Genomic DNA, 17212 nt, shown 5'->3' with positions numbered 1-17212 from the left:
CTCACCGGCCCAGGTACACCGGCTTCCGCTTCTCCACGAAGGCCCGCACCGCGATGCCGTGGTCCTCCGAGGACCCCGCCCGCGTCTGCAGCTCCTCCTCCTTGTCCAGGGTCTCGGACAGGGAGTGCGTCAGCCCGTACGCCATCGACTCCTTCAGCGCCGCGTACGCCACCGTCGGGCCCTCGGCCAGCGCGCGGGCCGTCTTCTCGGCCTCGCCGCGCAGCTCGGCGGCGGGGACGAGCCGGTTGGCGATCCCCAGCTCGTACGCCTCCCGCGCGTCGATGCTGCGCGGGAAGAGCAGCAGGTCGGCGGCGCGCCCGGGGCCGACCACCCGCGGCAGGGTCCAGGAGACGCCGGAGTCGGCGGTGAGCGCCACGCCGGCGAACGACGTCGTGAAGGACGCCGTCTCCGCGACGATCCGGTAGTCGGCCGCCAGCGCGAAGCCGAGGCCCGCGCCCGCCGCCACGCCGTTCACCGCGGCGACCACCGGCTTCGGCGCCCCGGCCAGCGCCCGCACGATCGGGTTGTAGTGCTCGGCCACCGTGCTCATGGTCTGCCCCGAGCCGCTCTCCCGGTCGGCGGCCAGCAGCCCGATGTGCTCCTTGAGGTCCTGGCCGACGCAGAACGCCCGGTCACCGGCGGCGGTGAGCAGGACGGCCCGTACGGCGTCGTCCTGCGCCGCGGCCCGCGCCGCCTCGCGCAGGGCGACCTTCGTCTCGACGTTCAGCGCGTTCATCGCCTCGGGGCGGTTCAGCGTGATCGTCGCGAGCCCGTCGCTCACCTCGTACAGCACGGTGTCGGCCATGGTGTGTCCCCTCCGCGTCGCGGCGTGCCGGCGCACCCGTCGGCACGCCCTCGTCTGACTCGTCCGGGGACAGCATGACGGAGATCACCGGGGCCGGGGCACGCGGACCGGGTGTGAGCTGCGTCAAAGAATTCCGGTCCGTGGTCATTCGGTGGAAGTGCGTACGGGCGCGCAGTATCGCAGTCCCCTCGCCGAATTGAGTGGTTTTGCTCGCGCGCGTTGTCCAAGCGATGCCGACCGATGTTGGTCATCGGGTCCTGCGATGCGGGATAATGGCCTGGAAGCAATGTGTTCGATGCCGGTGTCGCGTGTCCCTAGTACAGGGCTGCGCGTGCCCTCGTGGGCCGTCGGCCTGGACGATGTACTGGTATCAGGAAGGGGAACGAGCATGGCGGCCATGAAGCCGCGGACGGGCGATGGCCCGCTCGAGGTGACCAAGGAGGGGCGGGGCATCGTCATGCGCGTTCCGCTCGAAGGCGGCGGTCGACTCGTCGTCGAGCTGACCCCTGACGAGGCCGACGCACTGGGCGATGCCCTCAAGAAGGTCGTCGGCTGACGCGCAAGCGACCCTACATGTCCAGTCGCCCCGGTGCCGCACGCGGTACCGGGGCGACTGTCATGACGGACCGGTCCCGCTCCCTCAGCGCTTGACCGCGCACAGCAGGCCCTCGCCCACCGGCAGCAGTGACGGCACCAGCTCCTGGCTCTCCCGCACCGCCCGCAGCAGCTCGCGCAGCCGCAGCACCTCCGTGGGCTGCGGGCCCGAGCCGACCGTCCGGCCGTTCGCGAAGACGCCCTCGAACACCACGAGACCGCCCGGCCGCAGCAGCCGCAACGATTCGGCGAGGTAGTCGAGGTACTCCAGCCGGTCGCCGTCGCAGAAGACGAGGTCGTAGCCGGCGTCCGCCAGCCGGGGCAGGACGTCCAGGGCCCGGCCCGGGATGAACCGCGCCCGGTTGCTGGCGAACCCGGAGGCGCGGAACGCCTGCCGGGCGAACTGCTGGTGCTCCGGCTCCGGGTCGACCGTGGTGAGCACCCCGTCCGGCCGCATGCCGTGCAGCAGGTGGATACCGGAGACACCGCAGCCGGTGCCGATCTCCGCGACGGCCTTGGCGTCCACGGCGGCGGCGAGCAACCGCAGCGCGGAGCCCGTGCCGGGCGTCACCGAGCGCAGGCCCGCGTCGTGCGCCCGGTCCCGGGCCCAGCGCAGCGCGTCGTCCTCGGCGACATAGGCGTCGGCGAACGCCCAGCTCGTCTGCCGGTTGCCGGTAATGACCCTCTCCTGTCCCCGTCGATGCCTCGGCGTGACTGTATCCGTTGGCGTCGGGAACCCGCAGATGGGACCGGTCGTTTACAGGGGTACGGGAGAGACGAACGGGCGAGCGGTCCGCGACGGGGGGCACGGGATGGCACAAGGCGCCGAGCAAGTGCTGACGCAGCCGTACGAGCCGGACCGGCCCGAATCAAATTCTCGTAAAACCGCTTATCCGGAGCTAACGGGCGAGGTGGCTATGGTAGGGGCTCCACTGGACACCACCAGAGCCGACAGGGGAGGTGCGGCCGCGCCCGGGGATCGCGCGGGAGTGCTGCGGCGCTTCCTCGGATCGGCGGGCAGGCCGAAATCCGTGAACGACACCGCTGCTGACCACAGCCACGCCGCCGGCCCCGCCGGCCCCGACCGGACCGCGACCTTCGCCACCGACGCGGACGCTCCGGCGTGGACTCCGCCCACCTGGGAGGAGATCGTCAGCACCCACAGCGGCCGGGTCTACCGGCTGGCCTACCGCCTCACCGGCAACCAGCACGACGCCGAGGACCTCACCCAGGAGGTCTTCGTCCGCGTCTTCCGCTCCCTGTCGACCTACACGCCGGGCACCTTCGAGGGCTGGCTGCACCGCATCACGACCAACCTCTTCCTGGACATGGTCCGCCGCAAGCAGCGCATCCGCTTCGACGCCCTCGGGGAGGACGCCGCCGAGCGGCTGCCCAGCAAGGAGCCCACCCCGCAGCAGGTCTTCAACGACGCGCACTTCGACGCCGACGTCCAGCAGGCGCTGGACACCCTCGCGCCCGAGTTCCGCGCCGCCGTCGTCCTGTGCGACATCGAGGGGCTGTCCTACGAGGAGATCGCCGCCACCCTGGGCGTGAAGCTCGGCACGGTCCGGTCCCGTATCCACCGCGGCCGTTCCCAGCTGCGCAAGGCCCTCGCGCACCGCTCTCCTCAGGCGCGCGCCGAGCGCCGCTCCTTCATGGCCCGCGTTCCCGCACTGGGAGGAGGGGGCGCGAGCGCGTGAGCGGTACACGGCCGAAACCCGAGGGACACCTCGCAGAGCAGCATCTGGGAGACCGACTCTCCGCCCTGGTGGACGGCGAGCTCGGTCATGACGCGCGCGAGCGCGTGCTGGCGCACGTGGCCACCTGCCCCAAGTGCAAGGCGGAGGTGGACGCCCAGCGCCGGTTGAAGAACGTCTTCGCCAAGGCCGCGGGACCGGCCCCGTCCGAGAGCCTGCTGGCCCGCCTCCAGGGCCTGCCCGGCGGGGACGGCCCGCCCGCCGGCGGTGATGCGCTGCCCGGCTTTCCGGACCTCGCCGGACGCTTCGGCGACGGCACCACGGCAGCCGGCGGAACCGCCGGAGTCTTCGGGGTGAGGCGAGGCGGGCGGTTCGCGTTCGACTACGTCCCGTCCCGCCCGCCCGCCTCCTCCGTGCTGACGCCCGCCACGCCGGGCCGCGGCTTCCGCGTCCATGACGTCGGACGGCCGGACTCCGACCGGTCGGCCTCCCGCGGGCTGCGGTTCGCGTTCGCCGCCGCCGGGGCGGTGTCGCTCGCCGCGGTCGCCCTCGGCGGGGTCACCGCGGGCACGCCCGACAGCACCGCGGAGGCCCGCGGCGGCGCCGGAACCGGCAGCAATGTCACCCCGGCACGCACCCAGGGCGCGGGCTCGGCCACGGCCCCCGACACCCAGCGGCGCCGCTCCCTCACGCCACTGCTCGGACAGGCCGCGGGCCAGGCGGCGCCGGGTGACAGCCCGGCGGTGTCCGCCTCGGTCTCCGCGCCGCTGCTGCCCGGCCTGCCGGCGCCCTCCGCGGGCCCCGACGACCGGGCCGTCCAGGCGCTGACCGCCCCGGTCATGGCCGGCGCCGTCGCCATGTCCCCGCTGATACGTCCCTTCGAGGCCGTTCCGCCGGTCACCCTGACCTCCTGGGCCACGGTGGCCGAGGTCACCGCGCCCGGCCTGCTCGCCGGACCCGCCCCCGACCCGGCCCCGGCCCCGTCCCCGGCCACCGCTCCCTCGGCCACCCCGGCCGCCTCCTCGTTCCCCTCCGTGCCCTGACCGGTCCGCCGGACCTGATTGAATCCAGGGGGACGCGCAGTCGACCGGCCGAGCCACGGCCAGCTGTGGGGAGAGCATGAACGAGGACGTCCGGGAGGACGGAGCCGACCGGGACGACCGCGCCGGTCAGCGCGACTGCGAGCGGTCCCGTCCCGCGCCGGCCGGCGTCGGCCACCCCCGGCCCCCGCAGGACCCGGACCTCCACGACACCCCGCCGTACGGCACACCGGGCCCCTGGGCCCCCGCCCCGCCGGTGCAGCCCCCGGCCTCCGCCGCCCCGCCGGTCCAGCTCCCGGCGCCGACGGCTCCTGCCGCCCCGCCGGCGCCCCCCGCCGCCTCGTCGGCCCCAGCCCCCGTGCCCCCCGCCGCCCCGCCGCTCCCGGCCACGGCGGAACCCGTGCCGGGGGCCGCGTCCGAGGTCCGAGACCCCTGGGCGCGTTACGACCCCTGGGCCGTCTCCCGGCCCGCCGGGCCCCTTCAGCGGCACGGCGGGCCCGGCACCCCGGCCCGGCGCCGCGGGCGGACGCGGAAGGCGCTGGCCGGCGCGGCCCTCCTGCTGGCCCTCGTCTCCGGGTTGGCCGGCGGTGTCGTCGGCGTATGGCTGGAGCGCGACGGCGGCTTCGGGACCGTGGAACTGCCCCAGGCCGCGAAGGAACCGGCCGGCCGGGACCCGGACAGCGTCGCCGGTATCGCGGCCAGGGCCCTCCCCGGCGTCGTCACGCTCCATGTGAGCGGCGCCGCCGAAGCGGGCACCGGCACCGGCTTCGTCCTCGACACCCGCGGCCACATCCTCACCAACAACCACGTCGTGGCACCCGCCGGCGCCGACGGCGTCATCACGGTGACGTTCCACAGCGGCGACACCGCCCAGGCCACCGTCGTCGGCCGGGACAGCGGCTACGACCTCGCCGTGGTCCGGGTCAAGGGCGTCCACGGACTCACCCCGGTGCCCCTCGGCAACTCCGACAACGTCCGGGTCGGCGACCCCGTCGTCGCCATCGGCGCCCCCTTCGACCTGGCGGGCACCGTCACCGCCGGCATCATCAGCGCCACCCGGCGGCCCATCACGGCGGGCGGCGAGCAGGCCGACGGCAGCGACGTCTCCTACGTCGACGCCCTCCAGACCGACGCGCCCATCAACCCCGGCAACTCCGGCGGCCCCCTCCTGGACGCCGCCGGCCGGGTCGTCGGCATCAACTCCGCCATCCGCTCCGCCGACGGCGCCACCGGCCCGGAGGGCGGCCGGGCCGGCTCGATAGGGCTCGGCTTCGCCATCCCCGTCAACCAGGGCAAGCGCGTCGCCGAGGAACTGATCGGCACCGGGCACGCCACCCACCCGGTCATCGGCGTCACCCTCGACATGGACTACGCCGGTGACGGCGCCCGGGTCGGCACCGAAGACGGTGACGGCGGCCCCGCAGTCACCGAGGGCGGCCCCGGCGACCGGGCCGGCCTCCGGGCGGGGGACGTCGTCACCGCCGTGGACGGACGCCGGGTCCACTCGGGGGAGGAACTCATCGTCCGCGTCCGCGCCCACCGCCCCGGCGACCGCCTGGACCTCACCGTGGAGCGGGCCGGCGCGGTGCGGCGGGCCTCCCTGGTGCTGGGCTCCTCGGACGGCGGCTGACGACGGCCCGCACCGCCGCGTCCGGCACAAGGCCCGCGGGCCACCGGTAAGGCAAACAATGCGGAAAGCGGCCGGACGGACGCACAAGGAGCGGACGGGACTGTACCGGTCTCACGGGGTGGGCGGGTACCGTGGAGGCGGCCCGGACATCCCAAGGAGCTTCAGGTGTTCAATGACATAGGACCGCTAGAGCTGGTGACGCTGATCGTCCTCGCCGTGCTCGTCTTCGGTCCGGACAAGCTCCCCAAGGTCATCCAGGACGTGACGCGCACGCTCCGGAAGATCCGCGAGTTCTCGGAGAGCGCCAAGCAGGACATCCGGCAGGAGCTCGGCCCCGAGTTCAAGGACTTCGAGTTCGAGGACCTCAACCCCAAGACGTTCATCCGCAAGCAGCTGGACAACGAGGACCTGGGGCTCAAGGAGATCCGCAACGGCTTCGACCTGAAGAAGGAGATGGCCGAGGTCGCCGACGCCGTCCAGGGCCGCGAGTCCGAGTCGTCGTCCGGCCGGGTCGACATGAGCAAGAAGCCCGTGGTCGACATGGTCAAGAAGCCGGAGGGCGTGGCCCGCGACGAGCGCCCGCCCTTCGACGCGGACGCCACCTGAGCCGACCCCGGCGGGCGTGACGCTTGTCATACTCCGTTGCGGTGGTGCGCGGCCGGAACCGGCCGTCCGTGGGACCCCCGCACCGGGCGCGTTCCCGGCTGTCCCCAGCGGGGTGGCTATGCTGCCGACTTGTTGCGCGGATCGTACGAGTACGCCCGAAGGGGGGCGGGCCGTGCCGGTCCGACGAGAGCGAGGAGGCGTCCGGGCACATGGAGACGACGAGTCGGGCAGTCGCGCAGGCGCCGGCCGCGGAGGGCGGAGAAGAGTCCCCTTCCGCCCGGCGCGCGGTCGACGGCTATCTGCGTGCGCCCTTTCCCTGGTACGGCCTCGACGAGGCGTTCACCGGGCCGCGCTGGCTGATGCAGGTCGGCACGGCCGCCGACGGGGCCGTGGAACACGGGTCGATCGGGCACGGTGACGAACCGTCGGTGCGCAACGAGCACGTGGCGGGCGACGACCAGGACGCCAAGGAGAAGTTCGCGGTCGTGGTGACCGTCGCGGCCAACCCGGTGCGGCGCAGCGCGGACGGCACCGGCATGCTGGAGGCCACGTCGGTCTCCTCGGCGGCCTGGCTGGCCGGGGTGGGACTGCTGTCCTTCACCTGGCCGGGGCAGATGGACCACTCCCTGCGGGACGACTGGCTGGAGCAGCAGACGGAGACGGCGTGGGTCCTCGCCGACGACCTCGACGGCCCCGACTGGTCCACGCTGTCCCTGCCGGTGGACGGGGTGCCGACACCGTTCCACTACCGGGAGTCCGAGTTCGGGTGGGTGCTGGCCGGCTCCGCCGAGCAGGGCGTCCACCTCGGGGCGTACGGGCGGGGGATGAGCGCGTACGGGCTGGCGTTCGCCGTGGTGAAGGACGTGGCGGAGTACGCGTGAGCCCGGGGCGCCGCCGGGGGGCGGCGCCCCCTGACGGGGCTCCTGGAACGCGTCCCTCGGAAGGTGTCCTCGCAGACGCGTTCTTCTAGAACTTGTTCTTCGGAGTGATCCCCAGCGACAGCCCGGACAGGCCGCGCTGCCGGCCCCCCAGCTTCCCCGCGATGGCGCGCAGGGCCGCGCCCGCCGGGGAGTCGGGGTCGGAGAGGACGACCGGCTTGCCCTCGTCGCCGCCCTCGCGGAGCCGGACGTCGATCGGGATGGAGCCGAGGACCGGGACCGAGGCGCCGGTCGTGCGGGTCAGGCCGTCGGCGACGAGCTGGCCGCCACCGGTGCCGAAGACGTCGACCATCTCGCCGCAGTGCGGGCAGGGCAGCCCGGACATGTTCTCGACCACGCCGACGATCTTCTGGTGGGTCTGCACCGCGATCGCGCCGGCCCGCTCGGCCACCTCGGCCGCCGCCTGCTGAGGCGTCGTCACCACCAGGATCTCGGCGTTCGGCACGAGCTGGGCGACGGAGATCGCGATGTCGCCGGTGCCCGGCGGCAGGTCGAGCAGCAGGACGTCCAGGTCACCCCAGTACACGTCGGCCAGGAACTGCTGGAGGGCGCGGTGCAGCATCGGGCCGCGCCACACGACGGGGGCGTTGCCTGGCGTGAACATGCCGATGGAGATGACCTTCACGCCGTGCGCCGACGGCGGCATGATCATGTTCTCGACCTGGGTGGGACGCCCGTCGGCGCCCAGCATGCGCGGCACGGAGTGGCCGTAGATGTCGGCGTCCACGACCCCGACCTTCAGACCGTCCGCCGCCATCGACGCGGCCAGGTTCACCGTCACCGACGACTTGCCGACGCCGCCCTTGCCGGAGGCGACCGCGTACACCCGGGTGAGGCTGCCGGGCTTGGCGAAGGGGACCTCGCGCTCGGTCTGGCCGCCGCGCAGCGCGCCGGCCAGCTCCTTGCGCTGCTCGTCGCTCATCACGTCCAGGGTGACGTCGACGCGGGTGACGCCCTCGACCCGCGAGACGGCGTCGGTCACCCGCTGGGTGATGGTGTCCCGCATGGGGCAGCCGGAGACCGTCAGGTACACGGTGACCGCGACCGCCCCGTCCGCACCGATCTCCACCGATTTGACCATCCCGAGTTCGGTGATGGGCCGGTTGATCTCGGGGTCGTTCACCGTCGCCAGTGCTTCGCGCACCGCGTCTTCCGTAGCCATAAGGAGATGGTACGGCGCCCGGCGGGCCCCCCGGAAAGGCCGTCAGCGGTCGTCTGCGTCACGTCCGCGCGGCCGCTTCGCCGGGACTGCCGGTATCGCGTCGGTCCCGGACCGGTGGCCGTCGCGCCGGGACTGCAGCTCCTTGAGCATCTCCTGCAACTCGTCCCGCATCCAGTCCCGGGTGGCGACCTCGCCCAGACCGATCCGGAGCGCGGCGATCTCCCGGGCCAGGTACTCGGTGTCGGCGATCGACCGCTCGTTCTGCTTGCGGTCCTGCTCCAGGTTGACCCGGTCCCGGTCGTCCTGCCGGTTCTGCGCGAGCAGGATCAGCGGGGCCGCGTAGGACGCCTGGAGGGACAGCATCAGGGTCAGGAAGATGAACGGGTACTCGTCGAACCGCAGCTGCGCCGGCGCGGCGATGTTCCACACCACCCACACGATGATGACGACCGTCATCCAGACGATGAACCGCCCGGTGCCCAGGAACCGCGCGATCCGCTCCGACAGCCGGCCGAACGCCTCCGGGTCCCACTCCGGCAGCAGCCGGCGGCGCGGTGAGCGCGGCTGGTCGAGGCGGGGCCCGCGGTGCCGCGAGGTGGCCGTCGCCCCGGCCACGGCCCGCTCCCGTACGGTCGTCTCACGCTCCGGTGCCATCGGCGCGCACCCCCTCTTCCTCCTCCAGGTGGTACTCGGTCTCCCGCCAGTCGTCGGGCAGCATGTGGTCCAGTACGTCGTCCACGGTGACCGCGCCCAGCAGCGACCCGGAGTCGTCGACCACGGGCGCCGCCACCATGTCGTACGTGGCGAAGAACCCGGCGACCACGGGCAGCGCCGCGTCCGGGTCCAGCGGTTGCAGGTCGTCGTCGATGATCGAGCCGACCAGCGTGTACGGCGGGTCCCGCAGCAGCCGCTGGAAGTGGACCGTGCCCAGGTACTTGCCGGTCGGCGTGTCGTCGGGCGGGCGGCAGACGTACACCTGGGCGGCGAGCGCGGGGGAGAGGTCGCGGTTGCGGACCCGGGCGAGGGCGTCGGCGACGGTGGCGTCGGGCCGCAGCACGATCGGCTCGGTCGTCATCAGACCGCCGGCCGTGTGCTCCTCGTACGCCATCAGCCGGCGCATGTCGGCGGCGTCGGCGGGTTTCATCAGGCTCAGCAGCCGCTCCTTGTCGGCCTCCGGCAGCTCGCCCAGCAGGTCGGCGGCGTCGTCCGGGTCCATCGCCTCCAGGACGTCGGCGGCGCGCTCCTCGGCCAGCTTGCCGAGGATCTCGATCTGGTCGTCCTCCGGCAGTTCCTCCAGGACGTCGGCGAGCCGGTCGTCGTCGAGGGCGGCGGCGACCTCGGCGCGGCGCTTGGCGGACAGGTGGTGCAGGACGTTGGCGAGGTCGGCGGGGCGGAGCTGCTCGAAGGTGGCGAGGAGGTTCTCCGCGCCCTGTCCCTGTTCCTCCGCGGAGAACCCGGTGACCGCCGTCCACTCCACGGTGAGCGCCTCGCCCCTGGTCCGGCGGAAGGCGCCGCTGCGGCCCCGGCGGACGAAGACCTGGGTGATCTCCCAGTCGCGGCGGGCGGGGAGCTGCTGCACCGACAGGTCGAGGACGGTGACCTCCTCGCCGGTCTCGGTGAGGGTGACCCGCCGGTCGAGGAGTTCGCCGAAGACGAGGCGCTCGGTGGGCCGCTGCTCGAAGCGGCGGACGTTGAGCACGCCGGTGGTGAGGACCTGGCCGGACTGGATGCCGGTGACCCGGGTCATCGGCAGGAAGATGCGGCGGCGGGTGGAGAGTTCGACGACGAGGCCGAGGAGACGCGGGGGCTTCTGTCCGACGCGGAGCATGACGACCAGATCGCGCACCCGCCCCACCTGGTCGCCGTTGGGGTCGAAGACGGCGACACCGGAGAGGTGCGAGACGAAGATCCGGGGGGCGCCCGCTGCCATGCTCGCGGCTCCTTCGTGTGAGAGGGCGGGAAGGCCGTTACCTGCTGTGTCTCTTTTCCGAATTGCCCGCTCGGACGGCCTTCAGGCTAGCCCGTCCCGAACGGGTCCGCCCTGGTGGCCGGTCCGGACGGACTGGCTCCGCCGGCCGGGTCCGGCCCCGGTACGCTGCCGTACGCCGCACCGGTTCCCCGCGAGAAAGGCGGCCCCACCTGTGACTGTGACTTCCCGGCGCAGAAGTCCCCGGGCGGCCCTCGCCGGTGCCGCGTGCGTCCTGGCCGTCGGGGCGGCGCTGACGGGCTGCGGCGGCGAGGACCCCGACGCGGGCACCAACGGGGTCGGCAGGCTGTCCGCCGCGCAGATCCAGACGAAGACCCGTACGGCGGCCGAGTCCGCGCGGACGGTACGGCTGCACGGCACCGTCGTCACCAGCGGCAGCACGTACGCGCTCGACATGCGGCTGAAGCCGGACGGCGGCACCGGGTCGGTCACCGCCAAGGGGGCGACGTTCGGGCTGCTCCGGGTCGGCGAGGAGCTGTTCCTCAAGGCCGACGCCGCGTTCTGGAGCCATGACACGGGAGAGGCGGACGCCGCCGCGGCGGAGAAGCTGGCCGGCAAGTACGTGAAGGTGCCGCAGGGCGACCCCTCGTACCAGAAGTTCAGCGGATTCACGGACAAGGACGTCCTCCTCGACGGTCTGCTGAGTCTGCACGGCACGGTGGAGGCGGACGGGCGGCACGAGCGGAACGGCGTCCGGACCGTGCGGATCAGCGGGGACGGAGGGGCCGGCGGCTCGCTGGACGTCTCCCTGGAGGGCACGCCGTACCCGCTGCGCCTGGTCCGCGCGGGCAGCGCCGGCACGCTCACCTTCTCCGACTGGAACAAGGACTTCGCGCTGGAGCAGCCGGCCAAGGACGACACCCTCGATTACGGCAGGCAGCTCCCGGCGACCTGACGGTCAGGGCCGCCGCCCGCGGCGCCCGCGCAGCAGCCGGGGCAGCGCTGCGGGGACCGGCTCGCGGGTGGTCGCCGGGGTCGGCAGCGGCGGCTCGGCCAGGGAGCCGTCCGGCAGCGGTGCCGTCGTCCCCGCCGGCTCCAGCCGCAGCACCCGGCACTCGCGCGCCCAGCGCTCCGGCATGGTCTCCGCGTCGGGGGCGTTGAGCCGCTTGCCCTTCAGCTCCGCGACCGCCGCCCGCCACGCCTTGGAGCCGGCCGGCAGCTCCACGACGCGGGCCGGGAAGGCGACCAGCCGGCCGCCCTTGTCCTTGCTGCGGACGGTCACCTCGGCGGTGCCCCCGTCGGCCAGCGACGGCAGCGGCTGCTCGCCGGGGCCGTCACCGACCACGCAGGCGGCGCCCTCGTGCCAGACGTGCCACAGCGCGCGGGCCGGACTGCCGGGCCCCCGGACCCAGATGAGGCCGGACTTCTTGACGGCCTCCTCGACGAGGGCCTGGCCGAGCAGCTCGCTAGTCATGCGCCCACCCTAGCGAGCCGGCCTCAGAGCCAGCCGTTGCGCTTCAGGGTGCGGTGGATACCGAAGCAGATGGCGACGGTGACGCCGAGGACCAGGGGATAGCCGAAGCGCCAGTGCAGTTCGGGCATGTGGTCGAAGTTCATGCCGTAGACCCCGCAGACCATCGTCGGCACGGCGACGATCGCGGCCCACGAGGTGATCTTCCGCATGTCCTCGTTCTGCGCGACGGAGGCCTGGGCGAGGTTGGCCTGGAGGATGGAGTTGAGCAGCTCGTCGAAGCCGACGACCTGCTCCTGCACGCGGGCGAGGTGGTCGGCGACGTCCCGGAAGTACTTCTGGATGTCGGGGTCGATCAGCCGCATCGGCCGCTCGCTGAGCAGCAGCATGGGGCGGAGCAGCGGCGACACGGCCCGCTTGAACTCCAGTACCTCGCGCTTGAGTTGATAGATCCGCCCGGCGTCCGTGCCGCGCGGGGCGCCCTTGCGGCCCGGCGAGAACACCTCGGTCTCGACCTCGTCGATGTCGTCCTGCACGGCGTCGGCGACCGCGATGTACCCGTCGACGACGTGGTCGGCGATGGCGTGCAGCACCGCCGAGGGGCCCTTGGCCAGCAGCTCGGGGTCGTCCTGCAGGCGGTGGCGCAGGGCGCGCAGGGAGCCCTGCCCGCCGTGCCGGACGGTGATGAAGAAGTCCCGTCCGGTGAAGCACATGACCTCGCCGGACTCCACGACCTCGCTGTTCGCGGTCAGTTCGTCATGGTCGACGTAGTGGATGGTCTTGAAGACGGTGAACAGGGAGTCGTCGTACCGCTCCAGCTTGGGCCGCTGGTGGGCGACGACGGCGTCCTCGACGGCCAGCGGGTGCAGCCCGAACTCGCGGGCGACACCGGCGAATTCGTCCTCGGTGGGCTCGTGCAGCCCCATCCAGACGAAGCCGCCGTCGCGGCGCACCTGCCGCATCGCCTCCTGCGGGCTGAGCGGACCGTCGGTCTCCACCCGGCGGCCGTCCCGGTAGACGGCGCAGTCGATCACGGCGGAGGGGCTCGCCGGGTCGCGGGTGGTGTCGTAGGGGCCGCTCTCCTTGCGCAGCGGCACACGGGAGGGGCGGACCGCGGCTCGCAGGTCACGGATCATCGACATGGGCAGGCTCCTTCGCTACGGGCAGCGAACGGCGCCGGCGACGGGTGGAACCACCCGGAATGAGGACGTCCTGTACCTGGCCGTACGTCGCTGTACCTGGCCGTATGTGCTGCGCGTGTCGGCACGTCCACAAAGCGGGGAGCACCCCACCGTCGCGATGGCGGGCTTCACTGCTGGTTCACATGAGACGAAGTGCTCTTCCGCAGGAAAGCGCGTGGCTGACGGAAGGCGGCGACCGGTGAGAGTCCGGAAGCGGCGGCGCGTCAGCGGCCGGAAGAGCGGGTGGTACTGCACGGTCGACTTCGGTCCATGCCAGCCCCACCTCCTCCGGCCGGTCCCTCGTGAGGGACGTCCATTCCCCCGTTTAGAGGGGTTCCCCGTAGGGGAGTGTTCATCGCAGCGACGGGGCTTGCGCTCCGCGCTTCAGCGGGCTGCCCGGCGACCGGCCCAGAGTACCAGCCGCCACCTGTGTCAAGGCGCCGCTTTGCCTCGTACTGACGAGTTCTATGCTCGCGGCATGGCTGATGTTCTTCCTCTGGTAGAGGCCCGGTTGCGCAGTGCGTTGGGTGAACCGGACGCCCGCGCGGCGGTCACCTTCCTCGGTACCGACCGCGTCGAGGTGCTCCGTTTCCGCGCCCCGGGCCGGTCCGCCGAGGAGGGGGACGTCGTCCGCTACGCCACCCTCGGCATGTCCGCGCAGCCCATGGCGGACCCCACGGCGGTGCTCGCCGACCCGGTCGGGGGACCCCGCGCGGAGCTGGTCCTGTCGGTGCGGGCGGGCGTCGCCGACACCGACAAGGTGCTCCGCCCGCTCGCCGTGCTCGCCGCCTCCCCGCAGGTCGAGGGCGTGGTCGTGGCCCCCGGCGCCTCGCTGGACGTCGGGGAGCCGCTGTGGCCGGGGGCGCCGTTCACCTCGGTCCTGGTCGCCGAGCCGGGCGGGCTGGTGGAGGACCTGGAACTGGACGCCCCGCTGGACCCGGTGCGCTTCCTGCCGCTGCTGCCGATGACGCCCAACGAGGCCGCCTGGAAGCGGGTGCACGGCGGGCAGGCGCTCCAGGAGCGCTGGCTGACGCACGGTACGGACCTGCGGGACCCGGCCCGCCGATCCGTACCGCTGGACTGACCGGCTCCAGCTCCGCGCGGCTCAGTCGGCGAAGGCCGACACACCGTCCTCGGCGCGGTGCCCCGGCTCCAGCTCCGCCGCCTCGCGGGTGAGCGCCCGGCGGCGTACGGCGACCACGGCGGCGCCGATCACCGCGGTGACGGCCGCCACCACGAACGGGACGTGGACATCGGTCCACTCCTCGATCTTCGGCGCGAAGTACGGCGCCGCGGCGGCGGCGAACCAGCGCACGAAGTTGTAGCCCGCGCTCGCCACCGGACGCGGGGCGTCGGAGACGCCGAGGGCCAGTTCGGTGTAGACGGTGTTGTTCACGCCGATGAAGGCGCCGGAGAGAATCGTGCAGACGATCGCCGTGGTGTGGTCGCCGTAGCCGAGCACGAGCACGTCGGCCGCGAGCAGCACCAGCGAGCCGCCGAGCACCTTCAGCGAGCCGAAGCGCCGCTGTGCGCGCGGCGCCACCAGCACCGAGAAGACGGCGAGCAGCACGCCCCACGCGAAGAACACGGCACCGGACTTGTACGGCGTCATGTCCAGCACGAACGGGGTGAAGGCCAGCACGGTGAAGAACGTGTAGTTGTAGAAGAAGGCCGAGATCGCGGCCGAGGCGAGACCACCGTGGCCCAGTGCCTTGACCGGGTCGAGCAGCGAGGTCTTGCGGGCGGGCTTCGGCTGTTCCTTCAGGAACGCCGTGATGCACAGGAAGCCGACGGCCATCAGGAACGCGGTGCCGAAGAACGGGTAGCGCCAGCTCGCGTCGCCGAGCAGCGCGCCGAGCAGCGGGCCGCAGGCCATGCCGAGGCCGAGGGCGGACTCGTAGAGCAGGATCGCCGCGGCGCTGCCGCCGGCCGCCGCGCCGACGATGACCGCGAGGGCGGTCGAGACGAAGAGCGCGTTGCCGAGCCCCCAGCCGGCCCGGTAGCCGACGAGCTGGCCGACCGTGTCCGAGGTGCCGGCGAGGCCCGCGAAGACCACCACGAAGGCGAGGCCGAGCAGCAGGGTCTTCCTGCCGCCGATCCGGCTGGAGACGAAGCCGGTGACCAGCATCGCGATCGCGGTGATGAGGAAGTACGAGGTGAACAGCAGGGAGACCTGGCTTGCGGTCGCGTGCAGTCCCGTGGCGATGGACGGCAGGATCGGGTCGACGAGTCCGATGCCCATGAAGGCGACGACGGAGGCGCCGGCGGTCGCCCAGACGGCCTTGGGCTGCTTGAGGATGCTGCCTGCCCCCGCTTCGAAGGGGTCCATGCTGGCTCCTAGATCCGCAGATGGTTGGTGTATACACATATTAAGTTAGATGAGCTAAAGGATGCAAACACCATCTAGTTCTGGCCGGTCAGGTACCGCCTCGGGGTGCCACCTCCGGATGGGTGATCGTCCTTGACGCGGCGGGACCTGGGTAGGACCGTGGGGCTCTATGAGGGGCGAACCCAGTTGCCCGAAGTGTGGTGGCCGGGTCAGGGCTCCCGGCCTCTTCGCCGATTCCTGGCAGTGCGACGCGCACGGGCCCGTCCACCCGGTCCAGCCCGTGATACCGCCGAGCGTCGAGGCCCTGGAGGCCGTCGTGCACCGCACCCAGGTGCCGGTGTGGATGCCCTGGCCGCTCCCGGTCGGCTGGCTCTTCACGGGCGTGACCTGCGCGGGCGACGACCGCACCGGCGGCCGTGCCACGGTGGTGGCCTGCTCCGGGCCGGGCCCGCTCGGCGGTGTCGGCGAGCTGATCCTCGTCGCCGAGGAACTGGGCGTCGGACTCGGCGCCTACTTCGCCGGGCTCGACGGACCCGACCCCGGACCCCACCTCGACGTCGAGAAGCCGCCGCAGGCCAAGGTGCTCGCGGCGGGCCGCCCGACCCCGCTCTGGCATGTCTCCGGCGCGCCCGTCGACCGGGCCGTCTTCGCGGGGGAGGCGCTCGGCATGTGGCTGTGGGCGGTGGTCTGGCCGGAGCGGTCGGGGCTGCTGATGTACGACGAGCTGGTGCTGACGGACCTCCGGGAGGCGGGGGCGGAGGTGGAGCTGGTGCCGTGCGGGGCGTTGTCGCCGCGCTTGCTGGAGCCGTGAGGCCCACGGGGCACCGGTGATCGAGGTGTGTGTAGGGGGCTCTCGCGCTCTGCGGGGATGACGGGGGGAGTCGGAGAGTCCGGTTATCCTTTCCTCGTCCGTTTCCGTTTCCCCGCCGTCTGGAGTACGCCGTGCGTATCGATCTGCACTGCCACTCGACGGCGTCCGACGGGACGGACACCCCGGCCGAGCTGGTGCGCAACGCCGCGGCGGCCGGACTGGACGTCGTCGCGCTGACCGACCACGACACCACCCGCGGCCACGCCGAGGCCGTCGCCGCGCTGCCCGAGGGGCTCACGCTGGTCACCGGCGCCGAGCTGTCCTGCCGCGTCGACGGCGTCAGCATGCATCTGCTGGCCTACCTCTTCGACCCCGAGGAGCCGGCCCTGCTCGCCGAGCGGGAGCTGGTCCGGGACGACCGGGTGCCGCGGGCCAAGGGCATGATCGCCAAGCTGAACGAGCTGGGGGTGCCGGTCACCTGGGAGCAGGTCGCGCGGATCGCGGGCGACGGCTCGGTGGGCCGGCCGCACATCGCCTCGGCCCTCGTCGAACTCGGCGTCGTGCCGACTGTGGGCGACGCCTTCACCGAGGAGTGGCTGGCCGACGGAGGCCGGGCCTTCGTGGAGAAGCACGAGACCGACCCCTTCGAGGCGGTCCGGCTGGTCAAGGCCGCGGGCGGGGTCACGGTGTTCGCGCACCCGGCCGCCGCCAAGCGCGGCCGTACGGTGTCCGAGGCGCGGATCGCCGAGCTGGCCGCCGCCGGGCTCGACGGCGTCGAGGTCGACCACATGGACCACGACGAGCCGGCCCGGGCACGGCTGCGCGGCCTCGCCGGTGAGCTGGGGCTGCTGGTGACCGGGTCCAGCGACTACCACGGCAGCCGCAAGACCTGTGTGCTCGGCGAGTACACCACCGACCCCGAGGTCTACGGGGAGATCACGCGGCGCGCCTTCGGGGCGTTCCCGGTGCCGGGGGCCGGCGGAGCCGGGGTCTGAGGTCCACGCCGCCCCCGCCCGTACCA

General features: G+C 73.0%; 18 protein-coding genes. 10 read left to right on the top strand and 8 right to left on the bottom strand.

Features of this window, described 5'->3' with window-relative positions; translation table 11 throughout:
* Window position 1: 1 nt before the first annotated feature.
* Window positions 2–805, bottom strand: a complete 804-nt coding sequence (gene chcB / locus Sdagh_RS14225; RefSeq protein ID WP_189415285.1) for a 2-cyclohexenylcarbonyl CoA isomerase — start codon at window positions 803–805, stop codon at window positions 2–4.
* A gap of 388 nt (window positions 806–1193) precedes the next feature.
* Between chcB and Sdagh_RS14220 the strand changes: the two genes are divergently transcribed.
* Complete coding sequence (locus Sdagh_RS14220; RefSeq protein WP_003966491.1) at window positions 1194–1361, top strand: DUF3117 domain-containing protein; 168 nt, start codon at window positions 1194–1196, stop codon at window positions 1359–1361.
* 84 nt (window positions 1362–1445) lie between these two features.
* Here the strand turns inward: Sdagh_RS14220 and Sdagh_RS14215 are convergent, their stop codons facing one another.
* Entirely contained in the window at window positions 1446–2144 is a 699-nt protein-coding gene (locus tag Sdagh_RS14215; protein ID WP_306888858.1) for an O-methyltransferase, read from the bottom strand.
* 172 nt (window positions 2145–2316) lie between these two features.
* Here Sdagh_RS14215 and sigE point away from each other — a divergent pair, with 172 nt between their 5' ends.
* The 5 genes from sigE to Sdagh_RS14190 all read left to right on the top strand — a co-directional run bounded on the left by sigE (window position 2317) and on the right by Sdagh_RS14190 (window position 7253).
* Window positions 2317–3099, top strand: coding sequence for an RNA polymerase sigma factor SigE (gene sigE, locus Sdagh_RS14210; protein ID WP_189415283.1), 783 nt, complete (start codon window positions 2317–2319; stop codon window positions 3097–3099).
* On the top strand, window positions 3096–4139 hold the full coding sequence (locus tag Sdagh_RS14205; protein WP_190077495.1) for an anti-sigma factor family protein: 1044 nt from the start codon (window positions 3096–3098) through the stop codon (window positions 4137–4139). Before sigE ends, Sdagh_RS14205 begins: the two co-directional genes overlap by 4 nt.
* Window positions 4140–4215: 76 nt before the next feature.
* Window positions 4216–5766: a S1C family serine protease gene (locus tag Sdagh_RS14200; protein ID WP_190077494.1), complete on the top strand. Its 1551-nt coding sequence runs from the start codon at window positions 4216–4218 to the stop codon at window positions 5764–5766.
* Window positions 5767–5931: 165 nt separating this feature from the next.
* Window positions 5932–6372, top strand: a complete 441-nt coding sequence (locus tag Sdagh_RS14195) for a sec-independent translocase (RefSeq protein WP_190077493.1) — start codon at window positions 5932–5934, stop codon at window positions 6370–6372.
* A 209-nt stretch (window positions 6373–6581) separates the two neighbouring features.
* The gene (locus Sdagh_RS14190) at window positions 6582–7253 is read left to right on the top strand and encodes a hypothetical protein (protein WP_189415276.1); all 672 of its coding nucleotides are present in this window, start codon (window positions 6582–6584) and stop codon (window positions 7251–7253) included.
* 85 nt (window positions 7254–7338) lie between these two features.
* Here the strand turns inward: Sdagh_RS14190 and Sdagh_RS14185 are convergent, their stop codons facing one another.
* From Sdagh_RS14185 to Sdagh_RS14175, 3 genes are read right to left on the bottom strand one after another with little or no spacing between them, the layout of a single operon-like run.
* Entirely contained in the window at window positions 7339–8472 is a 1134-nt protein-coding gene (locus tag Sdagh_RS14185) for an Mrp/NBP35 family ATP-binding protein (RefSeq protein WP_189415274.1), read from the bottom strand.
* Between the two features lie 42 nt (window positions 8473–8514).
* Complete coding sequence (locus Sdagh_RS14180) at window positions 8515–9126, bottom strand: DUF1003 domain-containing protein (RefSeq protein WP_189415272.1); 612 nt, start codon at window positions 9124–9126, stop codon at window positions 8515–8517.
* Entirely contained in the window at window positions 9110–10402 is a 1293-nt protein-coding gene (locus Sdagh_RS14175; protein WP_189415270.1) for a magnesium transporter MgtE N-terminal domain-containing protein, read from the bottom strand. The genes Sdagh_RS14180 and Sdagh_RS14175 overlap by 17 nt, the downstream gene beginning before the upstream one ends.
* Window positions 10403–10613: 211 nt before the next feature.
* Here Sdagh_RS14175 and Sdagh_RS14170 point away from each other — a divergent pair, with 211 nt between their 5' ends.
* Window positions 10614–11354, top strand: a complete 741-nt coding sequence (locus tag Sdagh_RS14170) for a LolA-like protein (RefSeq protein WP_189415268.1) — start codon at window positions 10614–10616, stop codon at window positions 11352–11354.
* Window positions 11355–11357: 3 nt separating this feature from the next.
* Here Sdagh_RS14170 and Sdagh_RS14165 read toward each other — a convergent pair whose 3' ends face one another.
* Together Sdagh_RS14165 and Sdagh_RS14160 are read right to left on the bottom strand one after the other, a co-directional pair.
* Window positions 11358–11873: a hypothetical protein gene (locus Sdagh_RS14165; protein ID WP_190077492.1), complete on the bottom strand. Its 516-nt coding sequence runs from the start codon at window positions 11871–11873 to the stop codon at window positions 11358–11360.
* Window positions 11874–11896: 23 nt separating this feature from the next.
* Complete coding sequence (locus Sdagh_RS14160) at window positions 11897–13012, bottom strand: magnesium and cobalt transport protein CorA (protein WP_189415263.1); 1116 nt, start codon at window positions 13010–13012, stop codon at window positions 11897–11899.
* Between the two features lie 517 nt (window positions 13013–13529).
* Between Sdagh_RS14160 and Sdagh_RS14155 the strand changes: the two genes are divergently transcribed.
* Complete coding sequence (locus tag Sdagh_RS14155; protein WP_189415261.1) at window positions 13530–14135, top strand: suppressor of fused domain protein; 606 nt, start codon at window positions 13530–13532, stop codon at window positions 14133–14135.
* 21 nt (window positions 14136–14156) lie between these two features.
* Here Sdagh_RS14155 and Sdagh_RS14150 read toward each other — a convergent pair whose 3' ends face one another.
* Window positions 14157–15380 carry an MFS transporter gene (locus Sdagh_RS14150; protein ID WP_190008664.1) on the bottom strand — a complete coding sequence of 408 codons (1224 nt, stop codon included), beginning with the start codon at window positions 15378–15380 and terminating at the stop codon, window positions 14157–14159.
* Between the two features lie 169 nt (window positions 15381–15549).
* On the opposite strand from Sdagh_RS14150, the gene Sdagh_RS14145 reads away from it, so the two are divergent.
* Together Sdagh_RS14145 and Sdagh_RS14140 are read left to right on the top strand one after the other, a co-directional pair.
* The gene (locus Sdagh_RS14145) at window positions 15550–16191 is read left to right on the top strand and encodes a DUF6758 family protein (RefSeq protein ID WP_189415257.1); all 642 of its coding nucleotides are present in this window, start codon (window positions 15550–15552) and stop codon (window positions 16189–16191) included.
* A 131-nt stretch (window positions 16192–16322) separates the two neighbouring features.
* Window positions 16323–17186 (top strand): PHP domain-containing protein, encoded by an 864-nt coding sequence (locus Sdagh_RS14140; protein ID WP_189415255.1) that lies wholly within the window; start codon window positions 16323–16325, stop codon window positions 17184–17186.
* Window positions 17187–17212 lie beyond the last annotated feature (26 nt).

Source organism: Streptomyces daghestanicus, assembly GCF_020521275.1.
Taxonomy (GTDB): domain Bacteria; phylum Actinomycetota; class Actinomycetes; order Streptomycetales; family Streptomycetaceae; genus Streptomyces; species Streptomyces griseoviridis.
This window is presented reverse-complemented; position numbering and strand designations above follow the sequence as displayed.